Below are 20573 nucleotides of genomic sequence, written 5' to 3' on the forward strand. Positions count from 1 at the left end.
TCAACGAACAGGCGAGCGAAAGGCACCTGCATCGTGAAAGATGACCGGTATAATTATGCCGACCGACACCAACCTAATACTCTGAAGTGTGGATACCGTCTTATGGAGCAAAACCCGCAGTCACAGCTGAAGCTACTTGTCACCCGTGGTAAGGAGCAAGGCTACCTGACCTATGCTGAGGTCAATGACCATCTGCCGGAAGATATCATCGATTCCGATCAGATCGAAGACATCATCCAGATGATTAATGACATGGGCATCCAGGTGATGGAAGAAGCACCGGATGCGGATGACCTGCTGTTGGCAGAAACTACGTCTGACACCGATGAAGATGCCGCAGAAGCTGCTGCTCAGGTGCTCTCAAGCGTAGAGTCCGAAATTGGGCGTACTACCGACCCGGTGCGCATGTACATGCGTGAAATGGGCACCGTTGAGTTGCTCACCCGCGGAGGTGAAATCGACATCGCCAAGCGGATCGAAGACGGTATCAACCAGGTTCAGTGTTCTGTTGCCGAATATCCTGAAGCGATCACTTATCTGTTGGAACAATACGATCGCGTCGAGGCCGAAGAAAGCCGCCTTTCCGATCTGATCACCGGGTTTGTCGATCCTAACGCCGAAGAAGATCTTGCGCCTACCGCAACCCACGTTGGCTCTAAATTGTCCAGCGAAGATATGGACGATGACGATGATGACGACGAGGAAAGCGAAGACGACGACGATGCAGAAGAAGACAACAGCATCGATCCAGAGCTGGCACGTCAGAAATTTACCGAGCTGCGTGAACAGTACGAAGTCAAACGTCAAACAATCAAAGCCCATGGCCGTAACCACGCTAAGGCCGCGGAAGAGATCCTGAAGCTCTCTGACATTTTCAAGCAGTTCCGTTTGGTGCCGAAACAGTTCGATTTCCTGGTCAACAGCATGCGCACCATGATGGATCGCGTTCGCACGCAAGAGCGTTTGATCATGAAACTTTGCGTTGAACAGTGCAAAATGCCGAAGAAAAACTTCGTCACGCTGTTCACCGGTAACGGAACCAATGACACCTGGTTCTCCGCCGCCAAGGCCATGAACAAGCCCTGGAGCGAGAAGCTGGTTGAAGTGGAAGAAGACGTGCGGCGCAGCTTGCAGAAGCTGCATCAGATCGAAGAAGAAACCGGCTTGACTATCGAGCAGGTGAAAGACATCAACCGTCGCATGTCGATCGGTGAAGCCAAGGCACGCCGCGCCAAGAAAGAGATGGTCGAGGCGAACCTGCGTCTGGTGATTTCTATCGCCAAGAAGTACACCAACCGCGGTCTGCAATTCCTGGATCTGATTCAGGAAGGTAACATCGGCCTGATGAAGGCCGTAGACAAGTTTGAATACCGTCGTGGCTATAAGTTTTCTACTTATGCCACCTGGTGGATCCGTCAGGCGATCACCCGTTCTATCGCCGATCAGGCGCGTACCATCCGTATTCCTGTTCACATGATCGAAACGATTAATAAGCTGAACCGTATTTCGCGTCAGATGTTGCAGGAAATGGGCCGTGAGCCGACGCCAGAGGAACTTGCCGAACGCATGCTGATGCCGGAAGACAAGATCCGCAAGGTGCTGAAGATCGCCAAAGAGCCGATTTCCATGGAAACACCGATCGGTGATGATGAAGATTCACATCTGGGCGACTTCATCGAGGACACCACGCTGGAACTGCCGCTGGACTCTGCAACGTCAGAGAGCCTTCGTTCAGCCACCCACGATGTACTGGCTGGCCTGACGGCGCGCGAAGCCAAAGTACTGCTTATGCGTTTCGGTATCAACATGAACACCGACCACACGCTGGAAGAAGTGGGCAAACAGTTCGACGTTACGCGTGAACGTATTCGTCAGATTGAAGCCAAGGCGCTGCGCAAGCTGCGTCACCCAAGTCGTTCCGAAGTGTTGCGTAGTTTCCTGGATGATTAACAGCATCTAAATGGAAATAGGAAAAAGCCATCAACATTGAGGGCTTTTTTTATGGTAATTATAACGATAACAACGGGCTAGGCTGCATACAAAACCAGCATACGGGCAACGTTGCTCTAGACCTGCCCCGCCATGTTACCGTATAATTCACGCCCACATGGCCCCTTAGCTCAGTGGTTAGAGCAGGCGACTCATAATCGCTTGGTCGTTGGTTCAAACCCAACAGGGGCCACCAAAGCCACCAAAATTTAGCTGATAAATCAGATGATTAAGCCACTTCTTGCGAAGTGGCTTTTTTGTTAGTTGTGAGCATTGCCCTTTTCTGTTTCCCACAAACCAAATACCATCCAATATGCCTCCCTTGCCGCAAGGTTCGAAAAGAGAAAATTTCCTCTAGTGGGAATGGGCATAACTTCAATTCTAAAGGTCTCTAATATTTTAAATGATAGCGATCAAATCTGGTGACAATCATTCATGAAACAATGTATAAATTCCTAACACATTTATACATGAATGTTAAGTGTGCAAAAAACGACCAAAACTAAAATATTGAGATCTGCGAAAACCAAATGAAATTATTAAAAGATCTCAATTTGGAGTGATTTATTCTGTGACGACGAGAAATTGGCCTTTATAAAAGCGTCCAAATAAAGTCGTTCCTCATTAGATAAATCTTCGCGCAAATGAAATTTATGACGGTACGCTCCTTTCTTCGCTTGCTCTATTTGATTATTTAAGGACGAAACACAGATGAATATTATTAGTCGTAGTGCAGCTTGCCTTCTTGTATCCACAACGCTGGTTCTTAGCGGTTGTGCCAACACGGGAAGTTCTCTGTTAGCAGGCACCAAACCAGATGCGCGATTAACAAGTGGTGAGCAATCCAAATTCTTTAGCGCTTCGGGCGCACAAGGCTGTGGTCTCGGTGCTCTGGCTGGCTCCCTAAAAGGCAATAGTAAAGATGCTTTGATCGGCGCAGCTATTGGTGATGCTGCCGGTTGTGCTGTTGGTATGACAGCCAACTACTATCTCGACTCATTGCAAAAAGATTACGCAACGACGGGAGATCGCCTGAAAGCCATGGACACGGATATTAGCAAGGATACTTCGGCAGTAGAGAAAACTACCCTTACCATGAAGCAGGTTATCAGTGAGAATCAGGCAACTCTGGCTAAAATTAGTCAGCAAAAAAACAAGGCCGGATTTGATAAAGCCAACGCAACAAAAGAGTTGTCCCAAATCGACGCGAATATTAAGTTGATGAAGGACAAAATCAAGGTAATGAAAGATAAAGATGCTGCGTATTAAAGTCGCATTAAAAGCACAAGAGACTAAATAACAAGGCGGATAAGGCTAAGTTGGAAGTCTTGAACAAAGAATATGCCAAGTTGAACAGCCAGATAACCACCCTGGAAGCAGAAGCGAATGGCTTGTTCGAACAGCGCCAAGCTATTTCCCTTGGCTAAATCTGATGGGCCGAGCTAAGTCTCGGCCCTATTTATGGCAACTATTAGCCACCTAATTTTATTTTCCCTGATTCATGGACAATGTCATGAGAAAATATGCACTACTCGCCTCAATGCTGCTTGCTGGTTGCGCCACTACCCCTCAAGACTGTGATTTGCACGCACAAGACCCCAGTTTTATCACCAAATTGAACTGTGCCACCTCCGGCGGCTATAGACAAAAAATCGACCAACAGGAACAGCAAGTACTACGTAGCCAGAAAGAAAATGAGCTTGCCAAGCAAGAGCTAGCCAGCACACAAGACAAGCAAAAAGCGTCGAATTAGTTACTGGCAAGTGAACAAGCCAAACTGACGGCCATACGCTCGGATTTGACACAGACACTTAATAGCCTTAAATCCAGCAAAATCAAAGGAAAGGACAGCCAGCAACAACTTAAGCGTCTGCAAGAACTCCAGCAACAATCGCAACATGCCAGCAGTGAAAGTGAGATCGCCACCATCGAGCGAAAAGTTGCAGAAGCCAAGAAGAAAGTTGAAGCGCTTGAGAAAGCGAATACTCTTCGCTAACAGCATGAAATAAAACATAGAAATAGCAGCGAAATAAGCTTCCTGCTATCGATTACTGGTGCCACTGACAACGACGATGCTATGTTATGCAACGATTAACAAGTGCTGCTGCAATTGATGATTCAACTCTGGCAACTTATGAAAAGACTGTTGCTATTATACACCGCCATCTCCCCTCCTATTTGGCGCTACTCTATGCATCGGTCCGCCGTAGCCCAGAAGGGAACCTGGAGCGGTGGACAGCGCGCCAGGGGCTTGCAAGACCACTCTCAGCGCTAAGTGAAGCGGAACAACTCACAGTTCAAAGTAAACGCCAGAAATACCAAGAGATAGTGGCCGGCCTGATTGAACAGCTTAGAGTACACGGCGATAGTCAGTCAGCTCAAGCGCTACAACAGCTACTCACCCATTCTCATGGACTGGCCTGCTATGACGTGGGTGGTGAGCCTGTCTTAATCAACTGGGCAATCCCGTTAGTAGTAGAACCGCTTCCCGTTGTCACCGTCGTACCTTGGTGGCGACGCTTACTTACCTGGCTACTCTTGCTTCTTTTATTGTTACTGTTAGCACTTGCCTACTGGTGGTATAGATGCAACACACACAATGATACAGCCACTAAGGCACCGATTGTGTAGCCTGCCCATGTTATCGCCACGCAACCAGAGCCTGTGCCCGAGCCTGCCAATACCAAACTGACCAAAGATAACCCCAGCATCAAGCTCGCGAAGCAAAAGGATTTTGGAAAAATCAAAGTCAATCTGACCTGGCAACAAGGCAAAAATCAGCGCCCTATCGATCTCGATATCGCGGCTTTTGTTCGCCTTAAAAGCGGGGAGCTTGGGGGAGCAGAAGCGCTCAGTAAGTTCTTTGGCAACTACGAAACACCGCCCTATGCAATATTGCAAAAAGATCTGCGAGATGGAGCCGATCAAGATGGTGAATGGATTTTTATCAACGGAAGTCACTGGCAAGAGATTGATGAGGTACTGATTTACAGCTTTATCTACGGCGGAACGAATAATTGGCAAGGCACTGATGCAACGATAACCCTCTATGTACCAGGACAACGGCCTATCAGTACCACGTTAGCAAATGGAAGTAACAGCAATCCCGTGGCAACGATCGCCAGATTAAAAAATGTCGATGGTGATATCAAAGTTGAACGACTCAACAGCTTTTTCAGCACGCGAAAGTCTATGGATAAATATTATGGCTGGGGCTTCACATGGATGGCTACTGGGAACAAAGAGTAATCATATTCATGATGACTTTCGTTAATTCACAGCCGCAAAAGGTTTAGAAAATACGAAATTAGATTCAGGGACCATTGCTACGTACGGGTCATAACTCCTCTTCAAAGCGCTCGGTGAAACTGGCTATCCCTTATTCAAAATGGCTTTTCAGTTACGCGAAGCTATTTATCGTCTTGATGCAGGACGCGATCTTGCTCGACACTTGGCTATCCCACAAAACGATCAGGGCGGCGATCGCACTGACTGGTACAGTAGCTTTCCTGGCGATATCATTCCCTGGAGCACAGCCAACGAGACCGAGCGCGCATCCTCGCGCCATCAATTCAGTGAATTCCAAGCAGCCGTACAATCCTTAAGCGAACAGCTGCTCAATGCAGACCAAAACGGAACCGGTGGCGACCGCAAGGTGTTCGCTCAGCTACTAAAATCGGTCGTGTATTTCCCTGATTACGATTTTGTCTATTTGGTTGACGGGGTGCTCGTTATTACCTTCTGGGGTTTTATCCACCAGAGCGGCGAACAACGTAATCCTATGCACTGGTTATCTCCCGATTCGGTACCGGTGCAAACACCGCCTGCTCCAACAGCGCAACAGACCGAACAACCAACGATACCCGTGACTGGATCCCATCCCGAGGCAGAAAGTATCAAGCGATCCTGGTTCTGGAAGTGGCGTTGGTTGCTGGGATTCTTGTTGTTACTGCTGTTACTCGCGCTCTTGTTGGGTTTACTTCGTGGTTGCGCCCCATCTCTCTCACTGCCAGGTTTGCCAGGATTATCAGGCAAGACCGCTGTTAATGTTCGCAATGACAGCGCCTCCTCGTTGAATACGCAAGCACACTCAGATAAAAGCGTGTCAACGTTGACGAGTGAAAGCAATATAGTTTCAAGCCAGACTTTAGAGAGCAAACAACCCCCCATCAGCAACGGGGAATAAAAACAATACAATCAATGATAAGCACCAACCGGTGAACAATGCCGATGCTGCGGATGCAGAGAAATGTCAGACCCTGTTCAGTCCAGCACCCCGCCTTCTCAGGCTAGTGAAGCGCAGCAACCTGAGGTCACCCCCAACACCGCACCGCCAGCGATACCAACGCAGGGAGAACCGCTGACACTTCCTCCCGCCGTACCCGATGGTCCAACTCAGTTTCTCAATGGACAGTGGCGTGCTAACGGTGGCATTCAGGATAAGCTTACAGGCCGCACGCTCCAACTGCAATACAACTTTGATCAAGGCAACGGTACCGTTAGCGTGCGTTAATCCAAGTGGTGTGACCTGTAATGGCCCCGCTAAAGGCAGTGTGCAGCAAGGCACTCTCACCATCACTAATCCAGAGCAGATGAAATGCAGTGACGGCTCAAATTTTATTGTTCCAAACGTCGAGTGTAAGTCACCAGCCTCTGGTCGCACTGATTGTATCAGCAGCACTGATGGGGAAAAATCCTTCCCAATCCGCATGCTTCAACCCAATATCTAACAGGGATGATTTAAATTATGTTGCCTGAGATTGTTTCTTTCGATCGTCAAATCACATTGGTCGGCGACTCCGGAATCCAGTTTATGTATTTTGGTTTAACCCTCGGACACCTGCCTGCTGGTGAATTTGTCAAATTGGCTAACGGTGTACTCACCAGACTGATCCATAACGAGCAGCGCGATTACTATTTCTACCAACCCACGGCAGAGAATATAGAGAAGGCCAAAAGCCAATACGATATTCCGGTGGATAAAAGTATCAAGCTATTTGATGGCATCTGGTTACCGCTTCCCCTGTTTCGTTTTAGCCAGCCCAATGTCTATCAGGAAGGCCCTCTAAACTGGGCTCGTTTTCGCATTGTGAAGCTGGCTAAACCCGATATGGACGGTCACAGCCATCGTGTGACACTGGCTATCGATACTCGCATTATGGCCAAACAGCACTCCGCCGCCGATCTCAGTCCCAATCAGGAAGACGTTAATTCGGGCGCGACATTTGCCGTGGCCACCGCCACCTATGCACTCAATTGGTATCTGACTCAGGAGTGGGTAACCGATTGGCTAAAAGAGGTGTTTAAAGAAACCAGCAAAGGTCGAGACATTGACGAACGCGAACAAGAACTCGCACAACAATATCCAGTGGCTCACTATCTCAACCTGCTGTCGTTGATGTCTATCCCGATAGAAGGGATGCAGAATGAGGCAGCGCCACACATTGAATTGCCACAATTTCGGATGATCGCCAACAGAGAAACGAATGCCATCAAACCGATATCGGTCGATTTGGTTCTTGACGTTGGTAATTCACGGAATTGCGGTATTTTAATTGAGGATCACGGGCAATCGGGTTCAGGTTTAATGCAAAATTACGTATTAAAACTGTGCGATCTCAGCACCCCAGAGCATATCTATACCGATCCCTTTGAAAGTCGTATCGAGTTCTCGCAAGCCTTTTTCGGCAAAGACCACTGCCCAGTGCGTAGCGGACGCCACGATGCCTTTCAATGGCCAACGATTGCCCGTATCGGCGGCGAGGCCAGCCGCTTAGCCGCACGCCGTCGGGGCAGTAAAGGCTCTATGGGGTTATCCAGTCCCAAACTCTATCTCTGGGATGAGAAATTTTATGGCCAAGGCTGGCGCTTCAACGGTAGTTACGTGCAAGACACTAATCCATTAGCGACAGCGGCACCGTTCGCCAATTTGATCGATGAGAGAGGCGAGGCACAGCACACCATTGAAGACGAGATGGATCGCATTCCGGTATTTACTCCTCGCTATTCACGCAGTGCTCTAATGACTTTCATGCTGTCTGAAGTATTAACCCAAGCCATTAGCCAGATTAACAGCCCGGAACAGCGTATTCGTCAAGGACATGCTGGTATCCCCCGCCAGCTTCGACATATCATTCTTACCGTTCCACCGGGCTTACCAATGGCCGAACGTTGTATTCTCGATGAGCGTATGCGTCAAGCAGTTGGCCTGGTATGGAAATCCCTGCGCTGGCACAGCGGCGAGAATGATCCATATCAGGATGAACAAGAATCGCCCGACCACGCGAACATCAAGGTCCCTCTGCCCAAAATCCGGGTAGAGTGGGACGAAGCCCCATGTGCTCAACTTGTGTATCTGTATACCGAGATTAATCAGAACTTCGCTGGCCACTCAGAGGTGTTCTTTAATACGCTTGGTCGGCCCGATCGCAAAGAACGAGAAACGATCCCGATCGCTTCGATCGACATTGGCGACGGCACCACGGATTTGGTGATTACCGATTATCGTTTGGATCATAATGGTCTGGTCGGCGGTGGCGCTAATGCACATATCATCTCCCAACAGCGCTTTCGTGACAGCTTCAAAATCGCAGGCGATGACATACTGCTTGATGTGATTCAATCCTACCTTCAGCCTGCCTTCGAGCAAGCGCTCCGAGAAGCGGGTGTTGTCTCCGTCGAAACACTGATGTCTCAATTGTGTGGTTCTCAAAACATCAGCGCATCAGAAGCCGTTCTGCGCCAGCAGCTTAGTCTACAACTGTTCGTACCGTTGGCTCTGTATATTCTGAGAAGTTACGAGCAATACGATCCTCTGGATGAACAAACTCATCGCGTGATTAACAAACGCGTGGGTGAGTTGCTCCCTACTGGCAGCATCAGTGACGAGGTGGAGGGATTTGTTCGCCGCGAAGTACAAAAAGCGGGTGGCACCAATGATTTCAAACTGGCAGAGATCAAGCTCAATCTGCCATTGGTGAAGCTGCACAATGATTTTTGTGCGGGCGAGTTCAACATAGGTAAGGTTCTTACCGCATTGTGTGAAGTGTTGTCCTACTATCATTGCGATCTGTTGCTGCTCACGGGTCGGCCTTCACAATTGCCGGGTATTCAAGCCATTATCCGCCGTAATCTGCCGCTCCCACCCGGACGGATATTGCCGTTGCATGGCTATCAGACAGGAACCTGGTATCCATTCCACAAAAATGGCCATATCGACGATCCCAAGAGTACCGCTTCAGTCGGTGCCATGCTGTCTCAGCTGTGCGCCAATCACAGTATTCCTAACTTCCATTTCCGCACCTCGGCGCTGAAGCCCTATTCGACGATTCGTCACATCGGCACCATCGATATGGATAACCTTGATCCACGATGCCGAGATTATCTATCGTCATATCGACTCGGAGAACGGCCAGATCACACTGCCCAAAATCATCGGCGAAGATGGGGAGGAGACAACGCAAAGCATCATTATGCGCGGCGACCTGCGACTAGGTTATCGCCAGTTTGACGCCGAACGCTGGTCTGCAGCACCGCTTTACACCCTGCGTTTTAGTGAAGAAGGTCGTAAAAAATTCTCTTCAGCGACCTCCACAGATAACGGTTCACCCTATCTAAAAGTGCGACTGACAATTGATAAAGGAAACCGCGCTCGCAAGTTGAGATTGATCAGCGATCGCCTGACGGTCCTAGAAGTGAGCAGTAACACCGACAAAACGTTTAGCAAACGAGATGTAGAACTGGAACTCAATACTATGCCCGAGACCGGGCTCATAGACAGCCGACACTGGCTTGATAGCGGGAGTGTAAAAAAATAATGATTAATGAACAGCAATCCCTAACTCAAGGTTGGTCAGCTATTGCCCAGGGTTGTAAAGAGGCATTGGGTTGGGTAGAAGCCGTGCGGTCAAACTCCCGCCGGTTGGATAACGAGGCCGACAAGCTCACGTTAAGCCTGTTGCGCACATGCAACCAGGCCAATAGCCTTACCCAAGTGGCCACCACACCGATGACAGTGGGTTTTTTTGGCATCTCACAAGCAGGAAAATCATACCTGATATCAGCGTTAGCAGCAGGCAACAATGGCATGCTGGAAGCAACATACGGTAATCGGCAGGTAGACTTCATTAAAGAAGTCAATCCCGTCGGGGGAGGTAAAGAAGCTACCGGATTGGTTACCCGCTTTACCAAACAAATACCCTCTTCCCCAGTCGGCTATCCCGTACCGTTGCGCCTGTTTAGCGAAATTGATCTGGCTAAAATCCTGGCTAATGCCTGGTTTAACGACTTTAACCATGAGCAATTAAGCTACCAGCTCGATGAGAATCGCATTGAAGAACACCTACGCCCCTTCTTGCAGCGTGCTGAACAAAGCAAAACACACAATGGCGTCAGCAGCGAAGATGTCGTTGCATTATGGGACTATCTCAACGCTTCGTTTAAAAAATCAGTGGAAAAACTTGAGCATGCCTATTGGCCACAGGTGCTGAAAATCGCACCGATGCTCAGCTCAGGCGAACGCGCAAAACTGTTCTCACTACTGTGGGGCGAACTGCCTGCACTGACTGAAACTTATCGATCATTAGCGGCGGTGTTAGACAAGCTTAATCATGCTCGGATGGTTTTTGCACCACTGGAGACGCTGATCGATCAAAGCAACGGCAGCATCATGAATGTCGATAGCCTCAATCGCCTTGGTTCACACCAAGATAGTAACGTCGAGATCCGCTTCTGGGATGAGAATCAGCAGATCAGTAGTGCCAGTTTGTTACAAGCCGAGTTAGCGGCGTTAACCACAGAGCTGATCTTCCCTTTGGCGGAAGTCGCCAGTGAAAGCATCATGAATCACGTCGATTTACTCGACTTTCCCGGTTATCGCGGTCGCCTCAAAATAACGTCGATCGAAGATGCGGGCCGGGATGGCCACAACCCGATATCCCAGCTACTGCTACGCGGCAAGGTGGCTTATCTTTTCGAGCGTTACACCGATAACCAAGAAATGAACGCACTGGTCGTGTGCGCCAGTTCAGCCAAGCAAAGCGACGTTGCCGATGTCGGCCCGGTGTTGAATCGTTGGGTGGAAAAAACCCAAGGAAAGAGTGCAGCAGAGCGTGGTAAAAGCAAGCCGGGATTATTCTGGGCCATCACCATGTGTGATATGCGCATCAACAACAGTCTGCAACATACTGAAAGCCAATTAAAAGAGGGCTGGTAAGGTATGCTGCACATGACACTGCTTGAACGCTTCGCACAATATGACTGGCTACAACAATGGGCGCCAAACCAAGCATTCAACAACTGCTTCCTTGTCCGTAAACCAGGGATCGGTAACCCCCTCCTTGTCCTTGAAAAGGAAGCGGGTAAAGAAACACTTAAGGAAGTAGCGCTGACTGAACGCTATCATGCGGTGCTCGACACGATGTGCAACGCGTTTATCAATGGGAAAAATGTGATTGAGCACGTCGCTGAACCAAAAGCCGCATGGCAGGCAATGCTCACACTCAACGATGGGGGTATGTCCCGCCTGACCCAGGCACTGCGTGGAGTCGCCCATCTGGACTTTAAGCTACAGCGTCTGCGCCAACAATTACAGACATGTCGTCATGAAACCGGTGATCAACGGCTTGGTCGCTGGTACGAACATGACGGTGACGGTCAACAAGCCCAGAAAAAAGCCATTGCCAAAACCTTGTGGCAGGGATTGTCAGCTTGCCCACTAAGCATGGGAGAAATGATTAACCGTTTAGATCTCCCCCCCCCATGAACTGAACAACATCTATCTGAGCATCCGCGACCAAGATCAAGGGCCACAAGAAGCCAGCGACGAACGCCCTCAGAATGGGTTTTCGAGCAACCCGTTTGCTGACAATCCATTTGCCGACAATCCATTCGCAAACGATCCCTTTACTGCCTTCCCGATTGATGAGCCGGTGGCCGTCGTTGAACCAACGCCAAAGGATAGGGCAAGATGATGAGTTCGCTCATCAAGCATTCAAAGCCTGGGTAGCTCACTTAAGAGAACTACCACAACAAACCACCCAATGGCATTAGCTCGGTATGAGCAGCGAGTTGATTAACTTGCTGAGCGAAGAACTGATAACCGCAGCCACTCGCCAGGATCTCGAAGGTACATTAAAGTTCGCGCTGGCAGGTCAAGAGCAAGCGGGCACGCGCCGTGAGCACTTAATGGCACGTCAAGTGCTGCGGGCCCAATTGGTGATGCGTGTTTATTGCCTGGTTTGGCTATCTCTCGTTGCCTGAAGAACAGGTTCCTAGTAGATATATTGGTAACAAAGATAAAGTGTTTGCCCACAAAACCCAGCTTGCCAGCGATGAACTACCGCAACTGCCAACGATAGCACCGCAACCAGGGGTCTCCTACCTGGGTTATTGGTTTTCAGCACTGATGACCATCATTCTGGATAATGCAGGCCATAGCGCCACTCGCGATATTTCTGCCGAAAATAACCGGCAACTCGGTCAAATCATCGCCAAATTGAAACAAGAGAACATGCCATGCTAGCTAAAATCATCGCCTGCCAACCGGCAGAGCCGGGTACAGCACAACTGATGGTCCGCCTGCGCGGCGAGCAAGCATTGCTGACCAGCCTGACGTTTATCATTTGCAACAATGAGCAAAACTACCTCCAACCTGACGGTAACTGGAGTCCAGCTCAACACTGGTTTACCATCGATGGCGGCTATCCTTTGCTAAGCGGTAATGGTTTTCGCATTGGCCCAACCTTGCTTGACCCACTGCTGGCGAATGCGAGCCAGGTACAAATTCAAGTCAAGTTGGCCTCGGGCGAAACACGCAATACCACACTACAATTGGTACGAGACGATCTGCCCTCATCCGGTGCGCGTGGCCAAACCGGTGATTACAGTAGCAGTAGCGTATTGAGCACGCCGGAACCAGAAACCGCCGAGGCCCTCGCCCCCGAACCGATGCCCTTGTCTGCGATCGAGCCCGAACAAGCACCGCTACCGCCACTTTCAGCCACGGCAGATCTCAAGCGCAACAGCCAGCCGTCACTGGTGCCAATGCTAGCTGCCGCACTGGTTGTGCTGCTGCTTGCTGTTGTGGCACTCTGGTGGTTTCTGGGACGGGATACGACAACCAGTACCCCCAAAGCAGCAGACACACAACAAGAATCCCCAGCGGTAGCGGCTTCATCGACGACTCCGCCAGATAAACCCGCCGCCAACGATTGCTCACCCGCTAATCTGAATAGTCAGAAAGAGCTCTATTTCGTACAAAGTTGTGTGTAGCAAAAACTCGATAGCGACAAGTTACTGGAAATTGTCCAGGCGGCAAAAAACGCGAATAAATGCGGTGTTGCACAGCGTCTGTATTCCAACCGAGCCCAAGGAGGCGACAGCAAGGTCGCACTCGCTTACGCCAGTGAATACGATCCGAAAGATCACAAGCCAATCGAATGCCTTAAAGAAGCCGATCGAGACACGGCGGTTTATTGGTACGAAACGGCTCTGCATAACCAAAAGGCCAAACAGCGTCTTGAGGAGTTGAGAAAATGATAAATTTTCCAATTCTACGGTTAATTTTGCCTTTGTACGGGCTGTTTCTCGCTGGCCACGCGCTTGCAGCTGAGAGCAACAAGCCGCTACTGCAAGAAGGAAAAAAAACCTTATATCAGCGGGTACTCACCACGCCAGGCTGCAAACTGGGCAAAACTGCCGGGGATGATAAAGGGCAGTTACAACCCGCTTTCAGTAGCCTTTATGTTTACCAAAAGGCCGACGCCAATGGAGAAAGCTGGGTCAAAGTTGGGCCAGATAGCTATGGGAAAACGATCGGGTGGTTACCGAAATCTTGTACCGTTGACTGGAAAATGCAGTTGGCTCTGGCGTTCACTAATCACGCCAACCGTGATCGTCTGCTGTTTTTCAAAGAGAGAAAAAATCTGGATGATATTCTTGCCGCACCAGATCCCGTGTCACTGGTAGCACCACTGCGTGCCAAACTCAAACGAGAAGGCCAGGCAGAAGGCGTGCAAGCTCAGGAACCTGAGTTTTTTGTTGATTTGCAAAAGCAGTTTTACCTGCTGCCCATCTTGAGCGGCGAAGAAGTCATGACTGAAGAGGGTTTCTACACGCGTCTGCTAAACGTCGCGTCGGTCAGCAAGGAGGATCCCAACGCCAAACAGGTAGAAGATGTAAACCAACTCAAAGGGGTCAATGCCACGGTATTATTAGTCATCGACTCCACGATTTCGATGGGCCCTTACATTGAGCGCACCAAGGAAGCGGTGAACAAGATCTATGACAAGATTAAACAGGAGAACCTGGGAGAGCAGGTTAAATTTGGTTTGATCTCGTACCGTTCAAACACCAAAGCGGTGCCTGGCCTTGAATACAGAACCAAAATATATGCCGACCCCAGTCAGGTTAAAGATGGCAAGGATTTCCTTAACAAGGTCGCAGATCTGAAAGAGGCCAAGGTATCGAGTTCTTTATACGATGAGGACGCCTATGCCGGTGTGCAATCAGCGATTGATGACATTGACTGGAGCAAGTTCGGCGTTCGCTATATGGTTCTGATCACCGATGCAGGGGCAATTGATGGCAGTAACAAACTCTCAGGAACAGGCCTGGATGCCAAACAACTACGCCTGGAGGCTGGCAACCGAGGCATTGCTATCTACACCTTGCGCCTGAAGACACCTAGCGGCAAAGATAATCATGCCAAGGCCGAAAGCCAATACCACGATCTCTCCAACTTTGATAGTACGCAATCCAACCTTTACCAAGCCGTGAATGCGGGCGACCTGAATGCTTTTGGTCAGCAGGTTGATGCCCTGGCAGCAGCCATTACCGAACAGGTCAAGTCAGCCTACATGGGCGAGCCTGCCGTGGGAAGTGCGCTCTATGCCAAAGATGAAGGTCAAAAAGTGACGCCAGAACAGAAACTGCTTCAGGATACGGCGTTGATCGGCCATGCCATGCAGTTGGCTTCTCTCGGTAAAAAGAATGGCACGCAAGCACCGCTGGTGTTTAAGGCCTGGATCAGCGATCGCGATCTGATCAAGCAGAACATCCCAACAACCGACGTTCGGGTGCTGTTGACCAAAGGGCAACTAAGCGATTTGAGCGATGTCGTCAACCAGATTCTACAAGCTGCAAATGAAGGTATCATTTCGCCAACCAAAATGTTTGAGCGCCTACGTACCGTCGCAGCCACTATGGGGGCCGATCCCAACCAACTCAAGCAGCAGGAAAACACCAAGATCACTTAGCTTGGCGTATTGGGAGAATGTCTCGCTGACCTCCCCTATCGCAGCGACGTCCTGAACCTCGACGAAGAGACATGGAAAAGCTGGGATGGCCTGTCGCAGGAGAAATTTATCCGAACCCTGTCATCCAAACTGCACCACTACCAAAAATATAACGCCGATGTAGATCGCTGGGTTGAACTCGCCAAAGACAGCGATCCACGCGATCGTGTCTATCCAGTACCGTTGGAAATTATGCCCTAATGCTGCATATTGAAAACTTACACATTGCACGTGGTGAAGGTGTTCAAGCGCATCATGTTTACCTGCCGCAGCTTGAGTTGCGGTCAGGACAAGTGATGGCTATTACTGGTGAAAGCGGCTGCGGTAAAAGCGCATTGCTCGAAGCAATAGGTCTATTGCTGCATCCCACCAACATTACGCGTTTTGAGCTAAACGAAGAAGGTCAGCGGCTTGATGTTGCAGCATTGCTTAAAGCCAAGCGACAAGCGGAGTTGGCAGGGATTCGTGCACGCCAACTCGGATTTGTGTTACAGAACGGCGGTCTACTGCCCTATTTGACAGTACGCGATAATATTCTGCTGCCCTGCCAAATGCTCGGTGTAGACCACGATGCAGCCATGTTGGCCAGAATGGTTCACGCGTTAAAACTGGAGCCACTGTTAGCTAAATATCCAGCGCAGCTTTCATTTGGTGAGCGGCAGAGAACGGCGTTTGCCCGCGCAATTGTGCATCGTCCAAGACTGGTACTGGCTGACGAACCTACCGCAGCGCTTGATCCCCACAATGCGCGGCAGCTGTTTAGCCTATTTATCGAACTGGTTCGCCAAGAAGGCATGATGGCACTGGTCGTTTGCCACGACTGGCCACTGGTTCAACGCTTTGATCTGCCTTGCCTCATCGCTCGTTTTGACCCAACGTCAATAGATCAAACGCAAGCACGAGGGGAGACTTATTTTGTCCTTTAATCGGCTCTTATTGCTTAGCCGCCCGACACTGCAAGATCTATGGTACGATCGCATTATCTCGTTTTGCATCATCTCTTCCCTGATCGCCGTCATTGCTCCCCTGCTACTGCTGTTTGGCCTACGTTTTGGCCTACGTTTTGGCATCGTCAGCCAGTTGCAGGATGATTTGGCCAACGATCCGCGCAATCTCGATATCCGTATGCTGAGTAGCGGCAGCTATGACCAAGCCTGGATAGAAACGCTTCGTCAGCGTCCAGATGTTGGCTTTGCTATCGGGCAGACCAGCTCGCTGAACACTCTTGCCGATCTGCAAACAGACAGCAGCCATTTTATCGAAAATGTTGAAGTGATCCTCACCGCTTCAGGTGACCCATTACTAGGGAACCTCAAGCTTCATCGCGATAATGATGTCGTATTAACAGAAGAGGCAGCGCGCAAACTGGCAGTCAATGTCGGAGATACGGTCAACCTGCGCGTAAACCGACTGCTGAACACGCGCCGGGAATGGGGACGTAAAAACCTGACTGTCATGGGGATTTTACCGGCCACCTATTTCAACCGCGCGGCAATATTTGTTCAGCCAGCATTACTCATAATGCTTGAGCATTTTCGAGACGGCTATGCTGTCTCCCCCTTGGTATCAGTAGCGGTACTCAAATCGGTGGGAAGCCACCTCTCTATGCCAGAGCCAGGCTGTACGCCAAAGACATTGACCAGGTGGCCAGCCTTGAGCGCGATCTCAGGGCACAACGCATCGAAACATCAAGCCGTTTGGCTGATATTAAAAATGTAAAAAGCATCAACCGAGTGCTAGGTGATGCGCCGCGCGATAAATGCGGCACATCCTGCGCGATAAATTGATAAGTTTAGTATTTGACATACTGAAAAAGAATTACAAAATCATGTCGCGCCAACACCATCCGGGGGGTTAAATAGTTAGACCTAACTCAACTACCGATGGCGTGATAGCAAATCTCCATTGCACTTCCTGAGCCGGTTGCGCTGAAAACGTTCCATCCCACAGTAAACCCCGTTTTTGATAAATTTTTGACTCTTATCAACCAGCCGTTATCACCAGTGGTGCCATTTTCCTTGACAAAAATAAGTGGGATTTCCGTGAAAACTTTCGGGAAAACGACATCAGATACCGCGCCATACGTTGAACTAAAACGGGCAAAAATCTCAATCTTCCCATCAGCATACTTTCGCCAGTAGTACCCAGTCCCCGAGCCTGTTTCTACAATTCCGACTAAACCGAGGTTTTGTGGGGTGAGATTGATGTCTGCAGTGCCATCAAACGTAACACCATTAATTTTTCGTGCTGTCGCGAGTTTAGTGGCCGCAGCCGCCGTTCCGGCAGCGGGCAATGCGCCGATATCCGCTGCAGAGGGTTTATTGTTTGGGCTGTAGACGCGCTGACCTTTTTCCTGAAGCACAGATGCGTTAGCCGTTTGACCAAACTCAATATTTCCTGTAGCCAGATCAATTCGAAGTGGACGCAGACTATTGAATGCCCCGTTGGCCGCATCCTTATTCGTCAGTAGAATATAAAATCCGCCACCGTCCTGCCGAAGAATAGCGCCATATCCGCCGTAAACCATGCGTAACACATCCGCTACCGTCGAAATCAGGTTGCCCGTCAATGTACCACCTGCAATCGGTAATGCGCCTACGTTGTCGGGAGTCAGTGCAATATCAGTTGTACCATCAAAGGCGATGCCAGCAATCTTTCTCGCTGCAGCCAATTTTGTTGCCGCTACTGCCGTAGCGGTTTTCCATAAATAACGACCATCACCGACTGTAATATCAGGAATATCGCTGGCTCCAGAACCTACCGCGCGTGTCGCGGCAGATTTTAACCCAACGTTGTCCATGAATTTTGCTTTGTCGGGAATATCTGCGCCGTTTTGTTCTTTCTCCAGTTTTTGCGCCAGCTTATTCAATATCGTGGTCGAAAAATTGGGGTCATTTCCCAGCTCAGCAGCTAACTCTTTTAACGTATCTAGTGCGCCAGGAGAGCCATTGACCAGTGCGGCAATCGCCGCCATTACGTAGGCTGTATTGGCAGCCTGCTCATTATTGGTGCCAGGGGCTGCGGTCGGAACCTTTGGTATTCCGGTCAACTCAGGGCTGGCTTTAGGGGCGTACTGTGTATGCGGGTCAGCCGCTTTAGTATGGGATAATAAATCCTCCCCTGCTTTTTCCTGATGTTCTTTCAGATACGCAGTGCGCCAGGCCAACTGTTCCGCTTGTCGGTTTGAAATACCTCCGGGGCCACCGATAACGGGGTCGGACGTCTCCATTTGATAAATGCCATCGATCCACTCTTTTTGTTCAGGCAAGTTAGCCATCATGCGCTCCCGTAGTTGTAGCTGCCGTCATATGACGCGGTTTCGTTATAGCGAATAGGCACCCCCAGATATTCTAGGCTTCCCAACAGGCAGCGGGCGGGGGCAATCATTTCCAGTGTGTTACGCAACATCTGCGCCCGGTCATTTGTAGCAGAACGCGGTAAACCGGCCATTTACTGGGGTCGCCGTAAACCATATGGCCGTTGTAACTACGGATACCGTTGTAACTGAGGCGTCCGATGTGTTCGATTAACTCAACATTGCCAAAGCCAAGACTACGGATAACGTCACGAACAGCCCACTCCGTACCCTTGAAACGGTGTCTTTCAATAGCCGATTTGATCATGGCACGGCGGGCATCTTCAGATTCAGCCAGTTGCCAGCCGTCTTCCTTCAGTGAGAACTGCTCGGCAAGTGCATCCAGAGCGCTGCTGTCGACGATATCGACCAGATAGACAATAGCGGCTTCAACCTGCAGCACATCGAATCTGTCCAGCAATGACTCCAGCACGCTAAATCGCAGATCTGAAGCCAACGAGGGCGGAAGAAGGTCTTTACTCATCAGCCGCACCGGCAATGGTTATTGCGATGTCGGTACAGATAGCGAGTTGCCAGTCATCAAGCGCCATCAACGCCGGGGACAGCAGCTCAACGCTATAAACCCCATCAAGCAACAGGGCGGCATTAATTTGACTGGGGACTATATCCTGCCCCAGTGTTGCCCGACGTTGTTCTGTCCAGCCTAAGGCCGCCTGTTGTGCCGCCTGTTTCACTGGCAATGCCTGCACATCGCGTTTGAGTGTCAGCCTGGCATGGAGTGAATATTCCACCGGAACCGGGGATTTTGCGGCTACCGTATCCGTCAGTGGCCGGACTTTTCATCTGAACAAACGCTGATTACTTGCGCCAGCACACTGTCATCAGACAGGCCCGTGGACAGCAGCGGATATAAATGAACGGTGCCAGGCTCGGCTCTGACCACCGCAACGTCGACAATATCGGGGTGAGCACTCAACGCATGATAGCGGTACGCTAATTTTGAGCCTGCTGTGCTGAAGGACTCAGGGGCTAACTGGATGCGTTCGCGCAGCCGGTCATCGGTTTCTTCATCAGAACCACCGGCACTGGCAGTAAGATTCCTTACCGTGAAATCGATATCGTCAATTTCATCCAGCAACGTGCTGATTTGCGCCGGTTGCCAGTCGTTGCCAACGCTCCCAGCCTGCGTACAGGTTGCAGCCACTGTTGTGCTCAATGTGCCAACCCTCATTATCACATATCTGTCGGTCGCAAATACGACGCTGTCGGATGCGCTGACGCTGGTTCTTGAGGGGATCAACGTATCGGTCAACAACACATTTTCGACGCTAAACTGCAGCGTTGTCTGCCCGGCCAATTCCGCGAGACGATACGTTCCCACCAGTTCGCCGAGGTAATCCAGCATCGGCGCACGAGCATATCGCACCAGATTCTGTTTTGCCGCATCCTGAATCGCACTGCGTACCAGCATTTCACGGTAGGCCATCAAATCAATCAGCAGACGTTCAGCCTGGGCGGTATACAGTGCCTTACCGCTGCCTTACTCATATTTTGCAATCAACTCAGCGGTAATCTTTGCCGCATCGCGTTCAATAAAGACCGGTTCGGTTGTTACCGCCATAGCACCTCCGTAGCCTGTAGCGCGCCGCTGGTTGTTTCCCAACTCAGTCGCAGTGTCATATGCGTACCATCAATCAGCGGCTTCACGGCCAGCAGCTTGCAGCGCGGCTCCCAGCGTTTGATCGCTTCGACCGTCTCCCGCACGACGTGCGGAATTGCCCGGTCAATCGGGTAGTCGATGTAGAGGTGCAGGTTGCTACCAAATTCGGGTCGATGCGGATCGCTGCCGCGTGGCGTGCGCAGAATGATGTGAATGGCCTGTGTGATATCGGCAACGCCCCCGACAAGTTCGCCAGGGTGTTGCAGGGCCGGTTGCCAGTAAACAGAATGAGTATTCATGGGGGCAGTATCGC

At 50.2% G+C, this 20573-nt stretch carries 19 protein-coding genes, 1 tRNA gene and 3 pseudogenes; 19 read left to right on the forward strand and 4 right to left on the reverse strand.

Annotation, left to right across the window (positions count from 1 at the left end; translation table 11 throughout):
* Nucleotides 1-102: 102 nt before the first annotated feature.
* The 19 genes and pseudogenes from rpoD to JZM30_RS02550 all read left to right on the forward strand — a co-directional run bounded on the left by rpoD (nt 103) and on the right by JZM30_RS02550 (nt 17003).
* Entirely contained in the window at nt 103-1950 is a 1848-nt protein-coding gene (gene rpoD / locus JZM30_RS02460) for an RNA polymerase sigma factor RpoD (RefSeq protein WP_252317451.1), read from the forward strand.
* Between the two features lie 159 nt (nt 1951-2109).
* Nucleotides 2110-2185 (forward strand) — tRNA-Ile (locus tag JZM30_RS02465).
* 515 nt (nt 2186-2700) lie between these two features.
* Nucleotides 2701-3258 (forward strand): OmpA family protein, encoded by a 558-nt coding sequence (locus JZM30_RS02470; RefSeq protein ID WP_252317452.1) that lies wholly within the window; start codon nt 2701-2703, stop codon nt 3256-3258.
* A gap of 244 nt (nt 3259-3502) precedes the next feature.
* Nucleotides 3503-3742: a hypothetical protein gene (locus tag JZM30_RS02475; protein ID WP_252317453.1), complete on the forward strand. Its 240-nt coding sequence runs from the start codon at nt 3503-3505 to the stop codon at nt 3740-3742.
* 45 nt (nt 3743-3787) lie between these two features.
* Nucleotides 3788-3985: a hypothetical protein gene (locus tag JZM30_RS02480; protein ID WP_252317454.1), complete on the forward strand. Its 198-nt coding sequence runs from the start codon at nt 3788-3790 to the stop codon at nt 3983-3985.
* Between the two features lie 86 nt (nt 3986-4071).
* A complete protein-coding gene (locus JZM30_RS02485) occupies nt 4072-4620 on the forward strand; it encodes a hypothetical protein (protein WP_252317455.1) in 549 nt (182 codons plus the stop codon).
* 33 nt (nt 4621-4653) lie between these two features.
* Nucleotides 4654-5238: a hypothetical protein gene (locus JZM30_RS02490; RefSeq protein ID WP_252317456.1), complete on the forward strand. Its 585-nt coding sequence runs from the start codon at nt 4654-4656 to the stop codon at nt 5236-5238.
* Nucleotides 5239-5377: 139 nt separating this feature from the next.
* Nucleotides 5378-6175, forward strand: a complete 798-nt coding sequence (locus tag JZM30_RS02495) for an SrfA family protein (protein WP_252317457.1) — start codon at nt 5378-5380, stop codon at nt 6173-6175.
* Nucleotides 6176-6238: 63 nt separating this feature from the next.
* Entirely contained in the window at nt 6239-6502 is a 264-nt protein-coding gene (locus JZM30_RS02500) for a hypothetical protein (protein WP_252317458.1), read from the forward strand.
* Between the two features lie 234 nt (nt 6503-6736).
* Entirely contained in the window at nt 6737-9499 is a 2763-nt protein-coding gene (locus tag JZM30_RS02505) for a virulence factor SrfB (RefSeq protein WP_252317459.1), read from the forward strand.
* On the forward strand, nt 9411-9806 hold the full coding sequence (locus JZM30_RS02510) for a virulence factor SrfB (RefSeq protein ID WP_252317972.1): 396 nt from the start codon (nt 9411-9413) through the stop codon (nt 9804-9806). The genes JZM30_RS02505 and JZM30_RS02510 overlap by 89 nt, the downstream gene beginning before the upstream one ends.
* Nucleotides 9806-11203: a virulence factor SrfC family protein gene (locus tag JZM30_RS02515; RefSeq protein ID WP_252317460.1), complete on the forward strand. Its 1398-nt coding sequence runs from the start codon at nt 9806-9808 to the stop codon at nt 11201-11203. Before JZM30_RS02510 ends, JZM30_RS02515 begins: the two co-directional genes overlap by 1 nt.
* A 12-nt stretch (nt 11204-11215) precedes the next feature.
* Nucleotides 11216-11752, forward strand: a complete 537-nt coding sequence (locus JZM30_RS02520) for a virulence factor SrfC family protein (RefSeq protein WP_252317461.1) — start codon at nt 11216-11218, stop codon at nt 11750-11752.
* 293 nt (nt 11753-12045) lie between these two features.
* A pseudogene (locus JZM30_RS02525) lies at nt 12046-12511 on the forward strand (virulence factor SrfC family protein).
* Nucleotides 12505-13260: a hypothetical protein gene (locus JZM30_RS02530; RefSeq protein ID WP_252317462.1), complete on the forward strand. Its 756-nt coding sequence runs from the start codon at nt 12505-12507 to the stop codon at nt 13258-13260. Before JZM30_RS02525 ends, JZM30_RS02530 begins: the two are co-directional and overlap by 7 nt.
* 263 nt (nt 13261-13523) lie before the next feature.
* Nucleotides 13524-15245, forward strand: coding sequence for a vWA domain-containing protein (locus tag JZM30_RS02535; protein WP_252317463.1), 1722 nt, complete (start codon nt 13524-13526; stop codon nt 15243-15245).
* A gap of 9 nt (nt 15246-15254) precedes the next feature.
* Entirely contained in the window at nt 15255-15485 is a 231-nt protein-coding gene (locus JZM30_RS02540) for a hypothetical protein (RefSeq protein ID WP_252317464.1), read from the forward strand.
* Nucleotides 15485-16210 carry an ABC transporter ATP-binding protein gene (locus JZM30_RS02545; RefSeq protein ID WP_252317465.1) on the forward strand — a complete coding sequence of 242 codons (726 nt, stop codon included), beginning with the start codon at nt 15485-15487 and terminating at the stop codon, nt 16208-16210. The genes JZM30_RS02540 and JZM30_RS02545 overlap by 1 nt, the downstream gene beginning before the upstream one ends.
* A complete protein-coding gene (locus JZM30_RS02550; RefSeq protein ID WP_252317466.1) occupies nt 16200-17003 on the forward strand; it encodes a hypothetical protein in 804 nt (267 codons plus the stop codon). The genes JZM30_RS02545 and JZM30_RS02550 overlap by 11 nt, the downstream gene beginning before the upstream one ends.
* Nucleotides 17004-17157: 154 nt before the next feature.
* Here JZM30_RS02550 and JZM30_RS23775 read toward each other — a convergent pair whose 3' ends face one another.
* The 4 genes and pseudogenes from JZM30_RS23775 to JZM30_RS02570 all read right to left on the reverse strand — a co-directional run bounded on the left by JZM30_RS23775 (nt 17158) and on the right by JZM30_RS02570 (nt 20559).
* A complete protein-coding gene (locus JZM30_RS23775; RefSeq protein ID WP_308167110.1) occupies nt 17158-18564 on the reverse strand; it encodes a phage tail fiber protein in 1407 nt (468 codons plus the stop codon).
* Nucleotides 18561-19123: pseudogene (locus JZM30_RS02560) on the reverse strand (phage tail protein). The gene JZM30_RS23775 and the pseudogene JZM30_RS02560 overlap by 4 nt, the downstream one beginning before the upstream one ends.
* Nucleotides 19116-20221, reverse strand: a pseudogene (locus JZM30_RS02565) (baseplate assembly protein). Before JZM30_RS02565 ends, JZM30_RS02560 begins: the two co-directional pseudogenes overlap by 8 nt.
* The gene (locus tag JZM30_RS02570) at nt 20212-20559 is read right to left on the reverse strand and encodes a GPW/gp25 family protein (protein ID WP_252317467.1); all 348 of its coding nucleotides are present in this window, start codon (nt 20557-20559) and stop codon (nt 20212-20214) included. The pseudogene JZM30_RS02565 and the gene JZM30_RS02570 overlap by 10 nt, the downstream one beginning before the upstream one ends.
* Between the last annotated feature and the right edge of the window lie 14 nt (nt 20560-20573).

Origin of the sequence: Candidatus Symbiopectobacterium endolongispinus (genome assembly GCF_018777385.1) — a bacterium.
Classification (GTDB): Bacteria; Pseudomonadota; Gammaproteobacteria; order Enterobacterales; family Enterobacteriaceae; genus Symbiopectobacterium; species Symbiopectobacterium endolongispinus.